14 protein-coding genes are annotated in these 15,412 nt (G+C 67.4%); 4 read left to right on the forward strand and 10 right to left on the reverse strand.

From position 1 onward, the window contains the following. Positions 1–44: 44 nt before the first annotated feature. On the reverse strand, positions 45–986 hold the full coding sequence (locus tag V5F78_RS00470) for a 2-hydroxyacid dehydrogenase (protein WP_394072097.1): 942 nt from the start codon (positions 984–986) through the stop codon (positions 45–47). A 217-nt stretch (positions 987–1,203) separates the two neighbouring features. Here V5F78_RS00470 and V5F78_RS00475 point away from each other — a divergent pair, with 217 nt between their 5' ends. Continuing rightward, the gene (locus tag V5F78_RS00475) at positions 1,204–1,596 is read left to right on the forward strand and encodes a hypothetical protein (RefSeq protein WP_394072096.1); all 393 of its coding nucleotides are present in this window, start codon (positions 1,204–1,206) and stop codon (positions 1,594–1,596) included. A gap of 143 nt (positions 1,597–1,739) precedes the next feature. Here the strand turns inward: V5F78_RS00475 and V5F78_RS00480 are convergent, their stop codons facing one another. Together V5F78_RS00480 and V5F78_RS00485 are read right to left on the reverse strand one after the other, a co-directional pair. Continuing rightward, the gene (locus V5F78_RS00480; RefSeq protein ID WP_394072095.1) at positions 1,740–2,885 is read right to left on the reverse strand and encodes a zinc-binding metallopeptidase family protein; all 1,146 of its coding nucleotides are present in this window, start codon (positions 2,883–2,885) and stop codon (positions 1,740–1,742) included. Positions 2,886–3,121: 236 nt separating this feature from the next. Next, on the reverse strand, positions 3,122–3,442 hold the full coding sequence (locus V5F78_RS00485) for a hypothetical protein (protein WP_394072094.1): 321 nt from the start codon (positions 3,440–3,442) through the stop codon (positions 3,122–3,124). 167 nt (positions 3,443–3,609) lie between these two features. Here V5F78_RS00485 and V5F78_RS00490 point away from each other — a divergent pair, with 167 nt between their 5' ends. Continuing rightward, a complete protein-coding gene (locus V5F78_RS00490) occupies positions 3,610–4,368 on the forward strand; it encodes a hypothetical protein (RefSeq protein ID WP_394072093.1) in 759 nt (252 codons plus the stop codon). Positions 4,369–4,536: 168 nt separating this feature from the next. Here V5F78_RS00490 and V5F78_RS00495 read toward each other — a convergent pair whose 3' ends face one another. The 3 genes from V5F78_RS00495 to V5F78_RS00505 all read right to left on the reverse strand — a co-directional run bounded on the left by V5F78_RS00495 (position 4,537) and on the right by V5F78_RS00505 (position 6,514). Continuing rightward, positions 4,537–5,223 carry a fumarylacetoacetate hydrolase family protein gene (locus V5F78_RS00495; RefSeq protein WP_394072092.1) on the reverse strand — a complete coding sequence of 229 codons (687 nt, stop codon included), beginning with the start codon at positions 5,221–5,223 and terminating at the stop codon, positions 4,537–4,539. Positions 5,224–5,336: 113 nt separating this feature from the next. Continuing rightward, positions 5,337–5,993 carry a peptide-methionine (S)-S-oxide reductase MsrA gene (gene msrA / locus V5F78_RS00500; RefSeq protein ID WP_394072091.1) on the reverse strand — a complete coding sequence of 219 codons (657 nt, stop codon included), beginning with the start codon at positions 5,991–5,993 and terminating at the stop codon, positions 5,337–5,339. Positions 5,994–6,199: 206 nt separating this feature from the next. Next, positions 6,200–6,514, reverse strand: coding sequence for a hypothetical protein (locus V5F78_RS00505; protein WP_394072090.1), 315 nt, complete (start codon positions 6,512–6,514; stop codon positions 6,200–6,202). Between the two features lie 359 nt (positions 6,515–6,873). Between V5F78_RS00505 and V5F78_RS00510 the strand changes: the two genes are divergently transcribed. Both V5F78_RS00510 and ppa read left to right on the forward strand, forming a co-directional pair. Further along, the gene (locus V5F78_RS00510) at positions 6,874–7,383 is read left to right on the forward strand and encodes a GNAT family N-acetyltransferase (protein WP_348847490.1); all 510 of its coding nucleotides are present in this window, start codon (positions 6,874–6,876) and stop codon (positions 7,381–7,383) included. A 52-nt stretch (positions 7,384–7,435) separates the two neighbouring features. Beyond that, a complete protein-coding gene (ppa, locus tag V5F78_RS00515; protein WP_394072089.1) occupies positions 7,436–7,984 on the forward strand; it encodes an inorganic diphosphatase in 549 nt (182 codons plus the stop codon). A gap of 91 nt (positions 7,985–8,075) precedes the next feature. On the opposite strand, the gene V5F78_RS00520 is transcribed toward ppa, so the two are convergent. From V5F78_RS00520 to V5F78_RS00535, 4 genes are read right to left on the reverse strand one after another with little or no spacing between them, the layout of a single operon-like run. Then, positions 8,076–10,766: a nitrate reductase gene (locus V5F78_RS00520; RefSeq protein WP_394072088.1), complete on the reverse strand. Its 2,691-nt coding sequence runs from the start codon at positions 10,764–10,766 to the stop codon at positions 8,076–8,078. A gap of 13 nt (positions 10,767–10,779) precedes the next feature. Further along, positions 10,780–12,387 carry a sulfite reductase subunit alpha gene (locus V5F78_RS00525; RefSeq protein ID WP_394072087.1) on the reverse strand — a complete coding sequence of 536 codons (1,608 nt, stop codon included), beginning with the start codon at positions 12,385–12,387 and terminating at the stop codon, positions 10,780–10,782. Then, positions 12,384–14,144: a NirA family protein gene (locus tag V5F78_RS00530; protein ID WP_394072086.1), complete on the reverse strand. Its 1,761-nt coding sequence runs from the start codon at positions 14,142–14,144 to the stop codon at positions 12,384–12,386. Before V5F78_RS00530 ends, V5F78_RS00525 begins: the two co-directional genes overlap by 4 nt. 11 nt (positions 14,145–14,155) lie before the next feature. Beyond that, complete coding sequence (locus V5F78_RS00535) at positions 14,156–15,367, reverse strand: NAD(P)/FAD-dependent oxidoreductase (protein WP_394072085.1); 1,212 nt, start codon at positions 15,365–15,367, stop codon at positions 14,156–14,158. Positions 15,368–15,412: the final 45 nt, after the last annotated feature.

Here is a 15,412-nt window from a genome sequence, read left to right on the forward strand (position 1 = left end):
CGGAGATTCCTCCACGATCCGGGCGTTTCCCTCATCTGCGGGGCTCAATAGCCGAGGTGCGGATCGACGCGGTTCAGCACTTCCTGCCCCGCGCGCACCCGGCGGATGTTTTCCGCGATCTGCGCCGCCGCCGATTTGGGAATGGCGACCGAGGCGAGATGCGGCGTGATCAGCACGTTTTCCATGGCCCAGAGCGGGCTTTCCGGCGCCAACGGCTCGTGCGCGAACACATCCAGCGTGGCTTCGCCGATCTGGCCGGACTGGAGCGCGGCGATCAGCGCTTCCTCGTCGACGATCGGCCCCCGGGCAACATTGATGAAAGTCGCGCCGCGCGGCAGCTGGGAGAGGCGTTTTGCGTCGATCAGGCCGTGGGTTTCCCCCGTGAGCGGCAGCATGACCACGAGAATCTCACATGACCCAAGGAAAGATTCGAGCGAATCAAGCCCGTGGAAGCAGGTGATTCCCGGTAAATCCTTGGCGGAACGGGACCAGCCGCGCACATTGAAGCCCTGTCGGGTCAGTTCGTGGGCCGCCATCGCCCCCAATTCGCCCAGTCCCAGCACGCCGACAGTGATCTCGTCCGCCGTGCGGGGGTGCACATAGTGCCAGCGGTGCTCCCTTTGGGCCTTCTCGAAAGTGGGGATGTTTCGTGCGTGACGTAACACCGCCATGAGCACGAACGAGGCCATCATGCGGCCCATGTCCGGGTCCGAGACGCGGGTGATGGGAACGTTGGGTAAATCATCCCGCGCCATCAGCGCATCGACGCCGGCACCTAGGTTGACGACCAGCTCAAGATTTTGAAATTCATTGAAAAACCCGTGCGGGGGCTTCCAGACGAGGGCATATCTTACCTCCGCCGGATCGCCGGTGTCGGGCGCGATCCGCACGTCCAGGTCCGGCATCTGGTCCCGCAGGGCCTGCGCCCAAGGGCCGGCCACATCCACTCGACTATAGAACACCAACGCCCGTTCGACACCGTTCATGGTCACCCCCGTGTATTGCCGGAAAATAGCCTGATGGGGGGTGACCCGCCACGTACCGTAAGGCAGCTTCGCGCAAGCTTGCTCCCGCAAGGTGCGTCATAGACGGCATTCGTTTCAATTTTTGGCTGCACGCTCGGCGGTATGGGAGGATAATGGCGCCGACCAAATGCGGGTGAGCCAGTACGTAAAGAACAAGGGTCTTCTCGTGGAGAGGCATATGCCTAATCAGACCACCGACATCGACGCCGTCACAAAGGTTACCCTCGCCGCCTTGCTCAATCTGATCCGCCTCCTTGGTGCGGAACTCGTGGCCGGCAAGCACCGCGACGATGTCGATCATCTCGAGCTCGCGCTGCGGGCGAAGTTGAATTTCGTTAGGGAAGGCGTCGACAAGGCGGATGCCGAAGCCGGCATCGCCCTCGCGCATCAATTGCTGACGCCCGTGCTGCGCCAGATCCGCGCGCAGGCCGACTTGGTCAATTCCGGGCCGCAGGTGGTCCCCATGGACGCTGCCGTGGCGGCAGCCGCAGCGATGCCGGCCGCAAAGGCGGGGCGCGCGAAACTGTCGTCCGCCCGCGTCACGCGGGCCAAGCGCGCCAGCATGAACTGAGCCGCGCGGCCGCTCGAAAAAATTCGCGTGGGGCGGAACCCGCCTTTGTCCTGCGCGTTCTTAGGGTGTCACCGCCCCCCACGGTGACACCCCAAGGCCCCGCTCTCTTCCCCCCGGAGAGCGGGGCATTTCTTTTTTGGGCCTCAGCCCGGCTGGCTTTCCATCTTGGTCGCGCCACCCGCCGACGGCGCGGCCTTGCCGATCGCCGGGGCGAGCGAAGGCGCCTCCTCGGCGTGCACCAGAAGGTCGTGGATGAACTGGAGCTTCTGGGTGACCGGCAGCGACAGCACGAACGGATAGAGGTCCGGTTGCCCCATGGAGCGGTTGATGGAATTCACCGCGACCGTCAGGGGAACGAAGGCTTCCACCAGATCCTCTGCATTGGGCGCCTGGTAGGGCTTGAAATCCACCTCCAGCGCGAGTTCGGCGGCCTTGCGGATCTTCGGCCGCAGCTTGATGCCGAACGCCCCGGCGGTCTCCAGCGCATCCACCATGTGCAGATAATGCGCCCAGGTCTCGGCGAAATCCTCCCACGGATGGGCGGTCGCGTAGGAGCTGATGAAGGCGTCCTGCCAGCCGGCCGGCGGGCCCTGGTCGTAATGACGCTGAAGCGCCTCGCCATAATCGGGGCGCTCGTCGCCGAACACGGCCCGGAAGGCTTCGAGCTTGCCGCCGTCGCGCACCAGCCGATCCCAATAATAATGGCCCACCTCGTGGCGGAAATGGCCCAGCAGGGTGCGGTAGGGCTCCTTCATGCTGGTGCGGCGCGCCTCGCGCTCGGCATCGTCCGCCTCGGCGATATTGATGGTGATGATGCCGTTGTCGTGTCCGGTGAGCACCCGTTCCTGATCGCCGCTCGGCGTGGTGACGTCGGCGAGGAAATCGAACGCGAGGCCGCTTTCCGGCTCTTCCGTGCGGTCGGGCATGGGCAGGCCCCACCGCAGCAGGGAATAGAACAGATGGTGCTTGGCCTGCTCCATCTTGCGCCAGCGCGTCAGGTTCTCCTCGATGGAGAGGTCCGGCACCGTGCGGTTGTGGCGACAGGCCTCGCAGGTGGTGCGGCCGGCATCGGCCGGGATCAGCCAGTTGCAGGCGTCATATTGGGCGTTGTCGCAAAACAGATAGGGCCGCGCGCGATCCGCGAGCGCGGTCCATGTGGTGCCGTCCGGCTCCACGGCGGAGACGGTATTTCTTTCCGGCAGGTAGCCGAGCCGATATCCGCAATTCACGCAGAAGCGATTATCGAAATGCACCGGATTACGGCAATTCTGGCATTCGAAGAGTTTCATGTCAGGGTCTCGAACGGTCAAGCAGTGGGCCGGGCGCGAGAACCGCTGCCGGCGCCCCGTCTAAGGACGACGCAGGCATGCTTCGGTTCCAACCGCAAGCGCGATCGGACGCATTATCGCCGTATGCGCCCGCGGTGTGGCCGGTTGGGCGCCCTCATGCGGCTCTGTGCGCGCGCGGGGCGGATGTCGGGATCCCGGGGAACCGCTTCGCTCAGGCCGTCCGCTCTCCCGCCGCTTCAGCCCACCAAGGGATCGCGCTCGTGGTCCGGCTCGGTTTCCATGGCCATGGTTTGCGTGCTCGCAGGGGAGGTGTTTTCCACCGGCCCGCGAAACAGCATCGAAATGCCCACGATGGCCCCGATCACGATGAGCACGGGATAGGACAGCGTCGCCCAGACCAGGGACGAGCGCAGGGTAAAATGGCCGAACAGGCGCAGCACCATGCCGATGCTTGCGGGGGCGCTCACAAATCCCAGCATGGCGAAGGCGAATTTGGCGCGCGGCAGGAATGCCTCCCGCACCTTTCCGCCCGCCTTGCCTGCATCCGTCGTACCCATCCACGGCTCTCCCGCACCCGGCGCGGCGCAGCGGGTGTTCCGCGCTTTTATGGGGCGCGCAGAATGGCGCCAATATGGCGAGGCCTCCAGCCGCGCGGTTGCGTCGGCTTTTCAAGCGCCGGTTTTGTGCTTAGACCAACAGGCCAGGGTATTCGGGACGCTTGAAAATGAAGCTGTTTGGACATGCGGTGCGGATTCCGGGCCGGGTGGCGGAAGTCGGCTGGCTGTTCGACCAGGAGAAAGGCACCTTCATCTGGGAGGCGCCGCGCAAGGTGGTCCGCGAGGAGCCGGCCGCCCGCCATCCCAAGTCGGTGCGCTATTGCCCGGCGGTGATCGACCATGATGCGCGCCTGTTCGAGGTGGTCTCCCCCATCGACATGCATCTGCGCTTCCATGTGGACGAAAAGACCCGCGTGCCGAGCCTGGTGAACGCCGCGGGCGACCAGTCCAACATCCGCGCCAAGCATCTCGGGCAGATGATCAGCCTGGTTTCGGCGAAGGAATGGCGCCATCCCGAGCGGCCGATCCTTCAGCTCATCACGCCCTATGTCTTCGTGGCGGACGAGCCGATCTATATCAACCAGCTGCCGCCCTTCAATCATTACCGGGCGAACCCGCTGCCGGGACTGCTGATCGGCGGCCGGTTCCCCATCGAGAACTGGCCGCGCCAGCTCATGTGGGCGTTCGAGTGGCACGAGCCGAAGAAGGACATCATCATCAAGCGGGGCGAGCCGCTGTTCTATGCGCGGTTCGAGACCATGGACCCCTCGCGCCCCATCCGCATGGTGGAGGCGGAGATGACGCCCGAGCTGCGGCGCCACATCGACGGCATGTCGGGCGTCACCAATTATGTGAACCGCACCTTCTCGCTGTTCGACGTGGCGCGCCAGCGCCGGCCCAAGAAGCTGCTCACCAAGAAAAGCTGAGCGGCCGGCCCCGCGCGACGTTGCCCCCTCACCCGCCCGCTGCGCGGTCGACCTCTCCCCGTGGGGGAGAGGTGGGGCGGGGTGCGCCCGGTTCTTGGTCGGGAGAGAGGAGCGGGGAGACCCCTCTCCCCGACGGGGAGAGGGTTGGGGTGAGGGGCCCCCGCGCTTTTACGCGATGGTGAGGCTGATGCTCCCGACGCCCGCGACGCCACCTTCCAGCACATCGCCGGAAACCGTCGCGCCCACCCCGGCCGGGGTGCCGGCGAAGATCAGGTCGCCCGGCTCCAGGCGGAACAGGGTGGAGAGGGTCGCGATCATTTCCGGCACCTTCCAGATCATCTGGTTGAGGTCGCCGTCCTGGCGCAGTTTGCCGTTGACGTTGAGCCACACCCGCCCGGCATCCGGATGGCCGATACGGTCCGCCGGTACCAGGGCCGAGCAGGGGGCGGATTGCTCGAACGCCTTGCCCACTTCCCACGGGCGGCCCATCTTCTTGGCCTCGCCCTGGAGATCGCGGCGGGTGAGATCCAGGCCCACGCCATAGCCATAGACCAGGTCGAGCGCCGTCTCGACCGGCACATCCTCGCCGCCGCCCTTCAGCGCCACCACCATTTCCACCTCGAAATGCAGGTCGGACGTGCGCTTGGGATAGGGGATGGTGGAGCCGCTCGGGATCAGATTGTCCGGGTTCTTCTGGAAGAAGAATGGCGGCTCGCGATTGGGATCGTGCCCCATCTCGATGGCGTGGTCGGCGAAATTGCGCCCGACGCAATAGATGCGGTGCACAGGGAAACGGTCTTGCGAGCCTTCGACGGCGAGGCTCGGAACGGCGGGGGCGGGGATGACGAAGGCCATGGAACGCTCCTTCAGAGGCTCCTCGGCTTAAACGCGGCTTCGGCGTTTGGAAAGAGGTGCGGCGCGCGGGATGCTCACATCCCGCGTACCGCACCCAGCGTCATGCCGAAGGCTTATTCGGCGGCGGCCGCAAGGCCGATGGGGCAGGCCACCCCGGTGCCGCCGAGCCCGCAATATCCCATGGGGTTCTTGGCGAGATATTGCTGGTGATCTTCCTCTGCGTAATAGAACGGGCCGCCGTCACGGATCTCGGTGGTAATGGCGCCGTAGCCCTTCGCCTTCAGCGCCGCCTGATAAGCGGCCTTGGACGCCTCGGCCTCGGCCCGGCGCGCCGCGTCGGGCACATAGATGCCGGAGCGATACTGCGTGCCGATGTCGTTGCCCTGGCGCATGCCCTGGGTGGGATCATGGCTCTCCCAGAACACCTTCAGCAATTGGGCGAAGCTCACCTGCGCGGGATCATAGGCCACCAGCACGCCCTCGGTATGGCCGGTGCGGCCGGAGCACACTTCCCGATAGGTGGCATTGGGGGTATGGCCGGCCACATAGCCGACGGCGGTGACATACACGCCCGGCACCTGCCAGAACTTGCGCTCCGCACCCCAGAAACAGCCGAGCGCGAAAACGGCGGTCTCGATCCCCTCAGGGAAGGCTCCCTTCAACGGCTTGTGATTGACGAAATGGACCCGCGCCGTCTCAAGCGCGTCGGCGCGGCCGGGCAGGGCATCGGCGGCGGTGGGCAGATCCAGGGACTTCTTCGACCAGAACATGGCGGGCTCCTCTGCTGCGCCGCGCATCGCCGCAAGGGGCGGGCGCCAGGCGCTCATTTGGTGAGGGAGGCCGTCGCGACCGCCTGGAGCGAGCCGGGCAGACCGTGCGCCCGCCGCTCGTCCGGCATGGGCTCGAACGTCTCGTGCCCCAATATGGGGATCGGCCGGCGATTGCGCGAGGGGGCGCGGCTGCGTCAGTGCGCCGTTCAGTTGGCGAGGAAGCGCGAGCGCTGGCGCACCCGCCCGATGGCGAGGAACAGAAAGCCGACAATCGCCAGCAGCAGGAACAGCGGCAGGCCGAGCACCGGCACCGCCGCATCGCTCCAGGCCCAGGGCGAAAGCGCCGTGACCTTGGCCTGAGCTGCCGCGAAGCTCGCGGGGGAGAGCGCGGTCCAGGCATCCTGGGTGGAGGTGAGGATCAGCCGGCTCGAGGCGATGGAGCGCGTTCCATCCACCACCAAAGCGACGAAGCCGCCGGCCAGGATCCAGAAGCCGAAGAAGCGGAACAGGAAGCGGAACATCGCGTCTCGCGCTGGCACGTCCGGCGCGGAAGGCGCGCGGTTCGATGCTCCTTCCTAGCGCACTCGGTGGCGGGGTTGAACTGCGCGCGTCGAAAATGGGCGCTCCGGAGTCATGGGGACGAACTCTGCCCGAAATCGCGGTTTCAAGCGCCGCACAGCGGCGGAGAGGCGTCACGAAACCGCTGTTCGTCTGCGCTAAGTATATGTTTCACGTGAAACATTTTCCCGCAACCGGCATGTATGCGCACCCGTGCGCCTTTACCCCTGCGGCTTTGGCCGGCTTCGGCAAAAAGTGGATGGCGCATATTCGTGACTTGAGGCCTCTTGAAGCGGAGGCGCAGGTTTGCTCCTATTGGGCCATGAGTACGGGCCTCATCGAGATACGTCGCGCGAAGCCCCAGGACGCCCCCGCCATCGCGGACGTTCATGACAGCGCTTGGCGTTCAGTCTATCGCGGCCTCATCCCCGGCCTGGAGCTGGAGCGGATGGTGGAGCGTCGCGGCCCGGCGTGGTGGGAACAGGCCATCGGGCGCGGCAGCCGCCTTTCGGTGCTGATCGCCGGTGAAGGGGTGGTCGGCTACACCAATTACGGCGGCAACCGCGCCAAGAACCTGCCCTATGGCGGCGAGATCTACGAAATCTATCTCAAGCCGGTCTATCAGGGCCTGGGATTTGGCCAGCGCCTGTTTTCCGCCGCCCGGCGCGATCTGGCGCTCGCCGGCCTGAACGGCCTGGTGGTCTGGGCGCTGAAGGACAATGCCGGCGCCGTGGGCTTCTACGAATCGCTAGGAGGGCAACCGGTCGCAGCCTCCATTGAGCGCTTCGGCACGAAAACCCTGGACAAAGTCGCCTTCGCTTGGCAGCGGTAGCCGCGCCGTCCGTAAGGGCGCGAGACCCATAGCTTCAAGTGAGTGGCCCCCCATGCGCATCGACGCCATCAAGATCGGCAAGAATCCGCCCGACGAAGTCAATGTTGTGATCGAGGTGCCGATCGGCGGAGAGCCCATCAAGTATGAGATGGACAAGGACGCCGGGACGCTGTTCGTCGATCGCTTCCTTTATACCGCCATGCGGTATCCTGGAAACTACGGCTTCATTCCGCACACCCTCTCCGGCGACGGCGATCCGTGCGATGTGCTCATCGCCAATACGCGCGCCATTGTGCCGGGCGCCGTCATCGCCGTGCGCCCCGTCGGCGTGCTGCTGATGGAGGACGAGGGCGGCTTCGACGAGAAAATCATCGCCGTCCCCGCGCCCAAGCTCACCAAGCGCTACGACAAGGTGAAGAATTATTCCGACCTGCCGGACATCACGCTCCAGCAGATCGAGCATTTCTTCACCCATTACAAGGATCTCGAACCCAACAAATGGGTCAAGATCGTGCGCTGGGGCGATGTGGACGAGGCCAAGAAGCTGATTCTCGAAGGCGTCGAGCGCGCCAAGGCCGAGAAGGAACCGGCCGCCGACTGATCCGGCGCCAGCCTTTTGCGGTGATATTCAGGAGGCCGGGCATCTGCCCGGCCTTTTGCATTTCTCACCCCGCTCGCGTCGCGCCGGGCGGTCAGGCCGGTACGCGCGCGTCCTGCAGGATCTGCCCGATCTCCGGCAGGCAGGAGCCGCAATTGGTGCCGGCTTTGAGCCGTGCGCCGATGGCGGCGGCATCCCGGTCGCCGGCGGCGATGGCCTCCATGATGGCGCCGCGCGGCACGCCGAAGCAGGCGCAGACCAAGGGCCCGCAAGGGCCTTGCGCGCCGGCGCGCCGGCCGGAGAGAAGGATGCGGCGGTCTTGCAGGGAAACCGTCTCTTCCGCCAGCAGCCCGGCCAGCGCGTCCCATGCCTGGGGGGCATCGGGCGGCCCCATCAGCAGCGCGAACATGAGGCGCCCGTTCGCATCGAAGGCGGCGGTGCGATACTGGCCCCCCGGAAGGTCGATGAGCTCCGTACGGTCCTCCGGCAGCTCCAGGTGCTCCACCCAGTCGGCCCAATCCTGCGGTCCGCCCGCGCCCGCGAGGCGCCAGCCGAACCCACCGTCCAGCGCCGCGCGGGCCCACCAGGAGCCCGCAGGGAAAGGAAAGGCCGCGAGATCCATAAAGCTGCGGGCGAGCAGGAATCCCCGGCTGCGCATGGGCGCCGGGGCGAGGGTGGACGGCGTCGCCTTCAGGTCCGGCTGGCCGGAATGGGGGTCGGTGCGCTTGTGCACCAGGGCACCCACGGCACCGTCCGAGGCATTCGCATCGCTCCAATGGATCGGCGCGAACAGGGTGCCGATCTGCTGTCCGGCGTCGATCCGCACCTCGAGCGTCGCCGTGCCATGGGCGGACATGACACGCGCGAGCGCGCCATCCTCAAGGCCGAGCGGGGCCGCGTCCTTGGGATGGATGGCGACAAACGGGGCGCGGATATGCCCCGCGAGGCGTGGGCTGAGGCCGGTGCGCGTCATGGTGTGCCATTGGTCGCGCACCCGGCCGGTGTTGAGCAGGAAGGGCTGGCCGGCACGGGCGGCGGGCGCGACCGGCAGCGGCGTCACGAAGCGGGCCCGGCCGCTCGGGGTGAAGAAGCCGCCCTCGGCGAACAGGCGCGCGCGTCCCTCCCGCCCACCGGCAGGCACCGGCCATTGCACCGGCGCCAGGCTCTCATATTCGGCGTCCGAGAGCGTCGCGAGGCCGGAAATGTCGAAATCGCGTGTGCCGCCGTTCTCGAAGCCGGAGAGGGCGGCATGCTCGCGGAAGATATCGGCCGGGCTGCGCCAGGCGAAAGCGGCGCCGTGGCCGAGGCGCGCCGCGACCTGGGCGAGCGCCCACCAGTCCGGCCGCACCTTCTCCGGCAAGGGCAGAAAGGGCCGTTGGCGCGAAATGCGCCGCTCGGAATTGGTAACGGTCCCGTCTTTCTCTCCCCAGGCGGCGGCCGGCAGCAGCACATGGGGCGCGCAAGCGGCGGTGTCGTTGCCCAGCACGTTTTCAGACAGCACGAACAGGTCCAGCTTGCCGAGCGCGGCGCGGACTTCGCGCGCCTGCGGCAGGCTCACGGCGGGGTTGGTGCCCATGACCCAGAGCGCCTTGATCTCGCCGCGCGCGATGGCGTCGAACATCTGCACCGCCTTGTGTCCCTCGGCGGCGGCGATGGCGGGCGCGTCCCAGAACCGGCGCACAAGGTCCACCTCGGGAGCGGAAAAGCCCATGTGGGCGGCGAGCTGGTTGGCGAGCCCGCCCACCTCCCGCCCGCCCATGGCATTGGGCTGGCCGGTCAGCGAAAACGGCCCCATGCCCGGCTTGCCGATCCGCCCGGTGGCGAGGTGGCAATTGAGGACGGCGTTCACCTTGTCGGTGCCCACCGCCGACTGGTTCACCCCCTGCGAATAGCAGGTCACAACGCACGGCGTGGCCCGGAACATCTCGAAGAAACTTGAAACCTCATGGTCCATCAGCCCGGTCGCGGCGGCGGTGGCGCCGATGTCCGGGGCTAGGGTGCGGGCCTCCTTGAGGGTGGCCGCGAAGCCCTCGGTGTGGGCTTCGATGAAGGTGGGGTCGAGCGCGCCGGTATCGGCCAGATGCACCAGCAGGCCGGAGAACAAAGCCGCGTCGGTGCCGTGGGCGATCGGCAGGAACAGGTCGGCTTCCTCAGCCGTCGCGGTGCGGCGCGGGTCGATCACCACCAGCTTGGTGCCGCGCGCCGCCCGTACCGCCACCATGCGGCGGAACAGCACCGGGTGGCACCAGGCGGTGTTGGAGCCGGTGAGGATGATCAGGTCCGCTTCGTCCAGGTCCTCATAGGCGCCGGGCACGGTGTCCGAGCCGAAGGCCCGCTTGTGCCCGGCGACCGAGGAGGCCATGCACAGGCGCGAATTGGTGTCCACGTTCGCGGTGCCGAGAAAGCCCTTGGCGAGCTTGTTGGCGGCGTAATAATCCTCGGTCAGCAATTGGCCGGAGAGATAGAAGGCCACCGCCTGCGGGCCGTGGCGTTCGACGATATCGCGAAAGCCATCCGCCACCCGGTCGAGCGCGGCGTCCCACGATGCGACTTCCAGCCCGCCAGCGGCGCCGCGCATCATGGGATGCAGCAGGCGGGTGTCGCGCTCCAGCGTCTCGCCCAGCGCCGCGCCCTTGGAGCACAGGCGGCCAAGATTGGCGGGATGCGTCGCATCGCCGGCGATCAAGGCGCCGCCGCGTCCGTCTGGGGTCGCCTTCACGCCACATCCCACCCCGCAATAGGGGCAGGTGGTGGCGATCGCGGGGGCGGAGGGAAGAGCGTTCATGGCCGGCGCCTTCTCAGTAAACGTCAGCCTGATAGCGGCCGGCCTTCTTCAGGTCGGTGATGAAGGCGCGGGCTTTCTCAAGATCCATGCCGCCGTGAAGCGCCGCCACATCGGCTATCGCCAGTTCCACATCCTTCGCCATGCGCTTGGCATCGCCGCAGATATAGAAATGGGCGCCCTCCTGGAGCCAGGACCACAGTTCGGCGCCATGCTCGCGGATGCGGTCCTGAACGTAAACCTTCTCGGCGCCGTCCCGCGACCATGCGGTTTCCAGCCGTGTCAGGCAGCCCGCCGCCTGCATGCCGGCAAGCTCGTCCTCATAGAAGAAATCGCTGTCGCGCCGCTGATGGCCGAAGAACAGCCAGTTCCTGCCCGGTGCCCGTGCTGCCATGCGCTCGTGCAGGAAGGCGCGGAACGGCGCGATGCCGGTGCCCGGCCCCACCATGATGACGCCCCGGGAGGCATCTTCAGGCAAGGCGAAGCCGTGCGCCTTCTGGATATAGGCCTTCAGCCGCGTGCCCTCCGGCACCCGCCCGCCAAGGAAGGTGGAGGCGACGCCGTGGCGGGTGCGCGAGCCGATGGCATAGCGCACCGCATCCACCGTCAGGGAGAGCCGGCCAGGGGTCGCCAGCGGGCTCGACGAGATGGAATACAGGCGCGGCTGCAGCGGCTCCAGGCATTCGACGAAGGCTTCCGGGTCGGGCCGGATGCCGGGGAATTTTTCCAGCGCCGCCAGCACGTCGAGGGTGGCGGCATCGCCGTCCGGGTCCTCCCCCGCCGCGAGCGCCTTCGCTTTGGCTTTGCGCGCGCCGCCGGTGATGTAGGAGATCAGGTGGAACAGCGCGTCCGGCGCCGCGCCAAGGCACACCTCATGCGCCAGCACGTCGTGCAGGGTCTTCTCGTTGATGGGAAAATCCGCTGGCGCATGGAGCGCGGCGAGCACCGCGTCCACGAGATTGGGATCGTTCACAGGGAACAGGCCGAAGCTGTCGCCGACGCGATACTCGATCCCCGAGCCCGTCAGGTCGAACTCGACATGCCAAGTCTCCTTTTCCGAGCCGGCCTTGTTCAGGCGCGAGCGGCCGAGGAAGACCACCTCGCCGGGATTTTCCCGCGTCCCGAGGGGGGCCGAGGGGGGCGCTGCGGCGGGCTGCGCCGGCACGGCACCCGCCGGCGGGGTCGCCGGGGCGCCGTCCATCTCGGCGGCAAGCTGCTTGAGCATGCGCAGGGTTTCCTTGCCCCCCGGCGCACACAGATTGAGCTTGGCCTCGGTGCCATCGGCGATGGCCTTGGAATAGCTCTCGCACAGATAGCCGCACTGGCCGCAATCCTGCTGCGCCATGGCCGCCATCATGCGGCGGGGCAAGGCTTTTCCCTCGGCGAGCTTCATGCGCTCGTCGAGCGGCATGGAGGCATCGTGCCAGGGCGCGCCGTCGTCCTCTTCGCCGGCCGGAGCGCCGCCGAGCAGGGCCGCGCTTTCGGACGGGGAGAGGCTGGTCGCACCGACGTCGGAGGAGAAGACACCGGCGAAGAAGCCGTTGAGCCAGGAGCGCTGCTCGGCGGTGAAGGGGGCGCTCTCCGGCAGGAAGGGCACGACAGGCGGGCGGGTCTGGAGGGTCATTCCACGGGCTCCGCGGCGACGAGGGATTTCAGCTCTGCCCCATCCATGCGGCGGGTGAAGGCGGCGAAGGATTCACCGGCCGCGCGATGGGCGAGCCAGGTTTTCAGGAGCTTTTCGACCAGCACCGGCGCGTCTTCCGCCTTCACGTCGCGGAACAGCTCCTCGGCGATGGCGGCATCGGCACCGAACCCGCCGCCCACCAGCAGGTGATAGCCGTCCACCGTGTCGCCTTCGTCATTGACAGCCACACGCGCGCCGATGAGGCCTATGTCGCCGATATAATGCTGGGCGCAGCTGTTGTGGCAGCCGGTGACATGAATGTTCACGGGTTCGCTCAAGGCGACCCGGGGGCCGCAATGGGCGCCGATGGCCAGGGCCGTGCCCTTGGTGTCGGCGGCGGCGAAGCGGCAGCCTTTCGAACCGGTGCAGGCGACGATACCGGCCTGCAGCGCGCTCGCCTCCGCCGTGAGGCCGATGGCGGCGATCGCGGCGTTCGCTTCTTCCACCCGGGCATCGGGAATGCCGGACAGCAGCAGATTCTGCCACACCGTGAGGCGGATATCGCCGTCGCCCAGGCGTACAGCGAGATCGGCGAGGGCGTGCATCTGCGCCACCGTGATGCGCCCGACGGGAAGGCCGATGCCGATCCAGTTCAGCCCTACCTGTTTCTGGGGATGCACGCCCAGATGGGCCATGCGGTCGGCCTGCGGCCGCGGCAGCACCGCTTCGGCCGGGATGCGCTGCAGCTTTTGGCCGAGCTTCTCTTCCACGGCGAGAAGGAATTTCTCGAAGCCCCAGGCATCCAGCACATATTTGAGGCGCGCTTTCTTGCGGTCGGTGCGATCGCCGGCATCAATGAACACGCGCACGATCGCGTCGGCGATCCGGGTGGCGTCCCTGGGCGCCAGGATCACCCCGGTGTCGCGGGCGAAATCCTTATGGCCGGTGATGCCGCCGACCGCGAGGCGGAACCACACGCCCGGCGCGGCGCCGTAGCCCTCGCGCACCTCCACCGCCTGGAAGCCGATGTCGTTGGTGTCCTCCAGCGCGCCGATGCGCCCGGCCCCGTCGAACGCCACATTGAACTTACGCGGCAAACCATACATGGCGCGGGTGTTGAGGATGTAATGGTGCCATTCCCGCGCATAAGGGCGGGTGTCCAGCAATTCCTGCGGGTCGATGCCGGCGGTGGGCGTGCCCGTGACGTTGCGGATGTTGTCGCCGCCAGTGCCGCGCGCCGTCAGGCCGAGGTCCACCAGCTTCTCCAGCAGGATGATGCCGTCGGCGGCCGGGATCTCGCGGATCTGCAGGTTGGCGCGGGTGGTGACGTCGCAATAGCCGCCGCCATGGTCGCGGGCGATATCGGCGATGCCGCGGAACTGCCAATGCGTCAGAATCCCGTTGGGCATGCGCATGCGGCACATGAAGCTGTCCTGCGCCGGGGCGACATAGAACAGGCCGTTGTATTTCCAGCGCAAAATGTCCTGCCCTTTGGGGAATTCGCCGGCCTGTGCGGCATCCTTCATGCGGGCATAGCTGTCGAGGCCCATTTCCTCGCGCTTGGCCTTCTCCTCCGGCGAGAGCTTCTTGCCCTCGGCTTCGGTGCGGGCCATGGCCGCCAGGCTCGCGGCATCCGGGCCGGTGGGCTCGGCGGCCGGCGCGGCCCCGCCGGGGACACGTGCCACGCGCGCCACCTGGGCGCCGGAGACGAAGCCTTCGAGATAGCGCTTCTGGTCGATGGTGAAATCGCCGCCCATGTTTCTTCTCCTCAGGCCGCGGCATCGTGCGCGACCGGCCCGAAGGCGAGGTCCGCGCGCATGGCCGCGATCGGGGTGCGGTTCGTGATCAGGTCGAGATAGAACAGGCCGTCGGCCGTATCGCCGCAGAGGACGGCGCCGATCAGCAGCCCGTCCTTGATGATCAGCCGCCGGTAGACGCCGCGGGCGCGATCTGTAAGCACGATGTCTTCCGTGCCGGGGCCGCCGGTGACGTCTCCGGCGGAGAAGACGTGCACGCCCGAGACCTTCAGATTGGTCGCGACCGCGCTGCCCTCATAAAGCGCATTCTCCCCGGCGAAGCGGCGGGCGAGCACCCGCGCCTGCTCATAGGCCGGTGCCACGAGGCCATAGACGGCGTCGCGGTGCTCCGCGCATTCGCCGATGGCGTGGATCGCGGGATCGCTCGTTGCGAGGGTATCGTCCACCAGGACGCCGCGATTGCAGGCGAGCCCGGCGGCGCGCGCGAGATCGGCGTTCGGCCTGACGCCGCAGGACACCACGACCAGATCGGCCGGGATCAACCGGCCGTCGGCGAGCCGCAGGCCGGTGACATGGTCGGTGCCTTCCACGCCGGCGGTGGAGGCATCGAGCAGCACCTCGATGCCGCGCGCTTCCACGGCCTGCCGCAGCAGGGCGCCCGCGCGGGTGTCGAGCTGGCGTTCCATCAGCCGGTCCATGAGGTGGACAAGGGTGGTCTGCGCCCCCGCGCCCGCCATGCCGGCGGCCGCCTCCAGGCCCAGCAGGCCGCCGCCGATGACCACGGCCCGCGTGCCGGGCTTCGCCGCATCCATCAGGGCGGCGACGTCCGCGAGATCGCGGAAGGTGCGTACGCCCGGCAGGTCCATGCCCGGCACCGGCAGGCGGATGGGATGCGAGCCGGTGGCGAGCACCAAATGCCGATACGGCAGGCGAGCGCCGTCCGCGAGCGCGACGGTGTTCGTCGCGCGGTCGATGGCGGTGGCAGGATTTCCGTAGAGCAGCGTGACGCCCCGGTCGCGCCACCAGGCGGCCGGCTTCAATTGCGCATCGGCCACCGCGATCTTGCCTGCGAGCACGTCGGAGAGCAGCACGCGATTATAGGCCAGCTGCGGCTCGGCTCCGACGACCGCCACCGCGTAACGCCCCAGCGCACGCTGCGCCAGCTCTTCGCAAAGCTTGGCGGCCGCCATGCCGTTGCCGATGATGACGAGGGGTTCAGCCATGGTGTGCGCCCTCGATGGGGGCGAGTGTGTCGCAATTCAGAGGGC

The organism is Roseixanthobacter glucoisosaccharinicivorans, assembly GCF_043195095.2.
Classification (GTDB): domain Bacteria; phylum Pseudomonadota; class Alphaproteobacteria; order Rhizobiales; family Xanthobacteraceae; genus NCEH01.